Here is a 3,807-nt window from a genome sequence, read left to right as displayed (position 1 = left end):
GCAAACCGCGACCCGGAACCCCTTGCGGATCAGGGTCAACAGATAGCCCTCGGCCGCGCGCACGGGCACACCGCACATGGGAATATCTTGATCAAGATGCTTGCCCCGCTTGGTCAGCGCAATACCCAATGCCCGCGATGCAATTTCAGCATCGTCAAAGAACAACTCATAAAAATCGCCCATTCGATAGAAAAGCAAATAGCCTGGATTCACCGCACGAATTTCAAAAAACTGCGCCATCATTGGCGTGGGTTGAGCACCGCCCGTTTTTTTTGGGACAGGATTTTGCAGATCGGACGCACCTTCAGGCACCGCTCCCTTTATAGGGGGTTGGTGAATTTCATCATTTGGTTGGGCGTATTGGATGTTTTTATCGTTCATTATGGTTTGTTTAGCCAGATCAGTCCGCATATCGGAAGGTCAAGACTAGGCCAACCCGTCCACAGTGCCAACAATAAAGCGCGGGTGCTAACTAGTTTTTGCGATCTAGGCGGTTCGCTGCGCAACAAGTGTGAATGTTCCAGGTAGTTGGGCACAATCATCAGCTGGATGTTCAGCGAAATGGGAAAGCGTCAGTTCTGAATCTAAAAAGGCGTTTATGATCTCACTCATGTTCCACCGCCTGATAAGACAGGTAGGAACCCTCCTCCTCAAAATCTGCGCATATGGGGTATCCGCCACTTCAGCTACGTTCGAAAAATAGTTACCTTCCAAATGGACTTTATCGTTTGCTACGGAGAGCGCTTTTTTTAACAATGGATGGAAGTCTACTAATATTATGAGACCTGAAGGCTTGGTGATACGCTTCAGCGCCGCGACGAAAGCTTCAAGGGAGACAAAATAGTGAAGCACGCCCAATTCCATTATGGTGGCGTCATATTGTTTGGTGTGCGACTCAGCGCTCTCGATAAAATCGCCTACAACGTAGTCCAGCGATACGCCTGCAGCCCTCGCCAACTGCAATCCGTATTTGGCGTTTGAGTTGGAAATGTCAAACACACTGACATCCGCGCCAAGTAGCGACAAAGCTGTTGCAACACGTCCGTGGGACCCCAACGGGTTTGCAATTCGCGCACCGGCAGGATCACCCAGATACGGCAAAATTCTCCGCGCCGTGAAGTGTGGATCCGCACGGATCTGCGCAGCTGCGGTTTTGGGGCGTCCGTATTTTTTTACCCAGGCCTGATAAGCACTGTCTTCCCAAGCAAACTGATTGATTTCGCTAAGGTGACTTTGATCCATGGTTATGCTGCCTGCGGGATTTCTTAAGGAAAAAATGATAACTCAGTCTGATTATCAGTATAAATGCTATTTGCGATCTAGGCCTGTGGCTTGAATGAAATGGCGTTTGTATCGCTCGGGTACATCGTCGATCAAGGTGACGATCATCACGTCGGTGGTGCCGAATTGGTGGTCAACAAATGCTCCATCGCCCACATGGGCGCCAACCCGCAAATAGCCTTTAATCAAGGGTGGTAGATCTTTGATAATTTCACGTTGGTCGAGGGCATTAATGTCTAAATAGTCAATGGACGTACCAACATCTGACCGGGCGTGTACGGCCCAACTTTGTGGTGGATGCGCGGTGTGATGCAAGAGACTTAGGGCCTCAAGATGGGCTTCTGGATCGGTCCCCTCAAAGCTTGCGACACCGAAATAGACGTCAATATCATAAAGCACCGCATAGGCCCAAAGCCCTGCCCACAAGGCCTCCATTGTCCGCCGATCACGATAGGGTGGCAAAACACAGGATCTGCCGAGTTCGCAAAATCCCTTTTCCCAATTTTTGGCCAACATGGACTTGAAATCAAATTCTGCAGAAGAATAGAATCCATTGCATGCATTGGCGACTTCGGCGCGCAAGGCACGATAGGTGCCTACAATTTTGGGCCGCGCTGAAATTCCCTCGGTTTCATCATGATCAACCACAATAATATGGTCGCAAATTGGATCAAATTCGTCTGCATCGCGCTTGGTGCGGAAAGCGCGCGGATCTGGTTTTGCAGACATTTCCTCATAGAATACGGTGTAGCGCAAACGTTGGGCGCGGCGCACTTCGCTTGCGGTTTGGGCCAAGCGCACTTCCAATGAACCAAGGCGCGCAAGAGATGCTGGGTCTTTTTGCTCGCGCTGCGCTTGTTCGTTGCGCCCAATCGCTGCAAGGCTGGAGCCGATTGCATTTATATTTGTCGTTGGGAAAATCTGATCGAACCAGCGTTTTGGGCGACGATGTACCGGTGCCAACTCTCGCGGTTTTAGGTCAAACATAAACATATACAACTACCCCGGTGCCAGATGTGTGGCCGCAACGCTATGTGCTGATTGTATGCCAGTACAAGAATGGATGCAATTGGGGGTGCACTAAAGCACTAGAATGGTTCAGAGAGTTCCACTTGCAGGGTCTGCTTGTCCATCACACAAACATGTCGCCCCTTGGCTGTGTAAACTATAGAAACGCCATAACTTTGGGTACCAAACGGGTCAATTTCGATCAAACTATCCTCCCCTGCGTTTGCTGCCTTTTTGCATTTTTCCAACAAAGTTTGACGAAATTCTTCCCATGCATCATCGCTACTGGCACTTGCCGTGCCAATAATTGCCATGCTCACCAACATTAGCGACGCCCAAGCCCGTATCAAGTTTTTCATGCCGTTGTCCTTATAGTGTGCGCTCCTTAGCTCATTTTAGCATAGAGATTTTCCGGTTTTGTCGCACTATCAATTTGGAATCGATGGTCTGCGGGCGGGTGAGCCCTTTGACCACATTCAAGGCGCGGACAAATACGGCAGCCAACACCAATTGGCACCACTTGGGAAAGATTTTTTAAATCAACCCCTTCGGAGTAGATCATCTCTTTTGCATGCGAAATATGACACCCCAAACCAATTGAAAGGTGACGGCGCGGCGCATTGTGACGATAGCCGCCTTTTGCAATGGACTTTGCGATGCAGAAATAGGATTCGCCGTCTGGCATTTGCGAGATTTGAATGTTGATTTTTTCGGGCTGTAAAAAGGCTGAGTAGATGTTCCAGCGCGGGCAAGCGCCTGAATGGCGCGGAATATGAATGCCGGACAAGGAAAAGCGTTTTGATATATTGCCCGCAATATCTGTGCGCACCAAATGTAAAGGAATGCCTTGTGCGCCTGCGCGCTGCAAGGTGGTCATGCGGTGGCAAACTTGCTCAAAGCTGGCGTTGAAGCGTCGCGATAGGCGCTCAACGTCATAGCGGTAGTCTCGGCATGCCGCCAAAAAAGGCGCGTAAGGCATGACCAAAGCGGCAGCGAAGTAGGAGGCCAGAACATTCTTCGCCAAAATCGGGGCATCCCCTTCTGGCAAGTTCGACTGATCCACGATGGCTTCTATTTCATGTTCCGCTGTGAGCAGCGCGGCGCGATGCGCCATGGAGAAAAGCGCAGATTCTGGACTTAGAATATCTGAAATAAAAAGTTTGTTGGTTGCTTCGTCGAGCTTTTGGGCGATACCCGCAGGCAATGATGCCATTTTGCACTCAAGACCAAAAACATTTGCTAAATATGTTTTCAACCCCATTTCAAAATTGTCAGAAGCATGGTCAACATCGTGACGCACCCGTTCGGCTGATGCTTCCAGGGTCGGGAAATGGTTGGCATTTTCTTGTATGAAATCTGAAATTGCTTCCGTGGCCATATGGTAGCCGGTGGTTGAGGGCTCTTGATGCCTATCACTTGTGCCCGATGAACTGCCCGAACGCACTTCTTGGAATTTATCAAACAGGCGCAAAATGGCGCGTGAAGCCGATGGGTTGGAAAAAGCCAGATCGCGAATCT

Annotated in this window: 4 protein-coding genes and 1 pseudogene; all 5 read right to left on the bottom strand. The window is 49.8% G+C overall.

Annotation, left to right across the window (positions count from 1 at the left end; translation table 11 throughout):
- Positions 1-381 (bottom strand): annotated as a pseudogene (locus Q0231_RS14610) (hypothetical protein); the annotation flags it as partial.
- 105 nt (positions 382-486) lie between these two features.
- Entirely contained in the window at positions 487-1,242 is a 756-nt protein-coding gene (locus tag Q0231_RS14605) for a class I SAM-dependent methyltransferase (protein ID WP_299348574.1), read from the bottom strand.
- Between the two features lie 66 nt (positions 1,243-1,308).
- A complete protein-coding gene (locus tag Q0231_RS14600) occupies positions 1,309-2,274 on the bottom strand; it encodes a GNAT family N-acyltransferase (protein ID WP_299348571.1) in 966 nt (321 codons plus the stop codon).
- Positions 2,275-2,369: 95 nt separating this feature from the next.
- On the bottom strand, positions 2,370-2,648 hold the full coding sequence (locus tag Q0231_RS14595) for a hypothetical protein (RefSeq protein ID WP_299348568.1): 279 nt from the start codon (positions 2,646-2,648) through the stop codon (positions 2,370-2,372).
- Between the two features lie 26 nt (positions 2,649-2,674).
- Positions 2,675-3,807 (bottom strand): short-chain fatty acyl-CoA regulator family protein (locus tag Q0231_RS14590; RefSeq protein ID WP_299348565.1); only part of this gene is annotated, 1,133 nt, incomplete at its 5' end.

The sequence above is a fragment of the uncultured Maritalea sp. genome (assembly GCF_937139385.1).
GTDB classification, from domain to species: domain Bacteria; phylum Pseudomonadota; class Alphaproteobacteria; order Rhizobiales; family Devosiaceae; genus Maritalea; species Maritalea porphyrae_A.
This window is presented reverse-complemented; position numbering and strand designations above follow the sequence as displayed.

Excerpts from the sequence above, each read along its gene's own strand:
- Q0231_RS14605 (WP_299348574.1), bottom strand. The coding sequence starts at position 1,242 with ATGGATCAAAGTCACCTTAGCGAAATCAATCAGTTTGCTTGGGAAGAC.
- Q0231_RS14595 (WP_299348568.1), bottom strand. The coding sequence starts at position 2,648 with ATGAAAAACTTGATACGGGCTTGGGCGTCGCTAATGTTGGTGAGCATG.
- Q0231_RS14600 (WP_299348571.1), bottom strand. The coding sequence starts at position 2,274 with ATGTTTATGTTTGACCTAAAACCGCGAGAGTTGGCACCGGTACATCGT.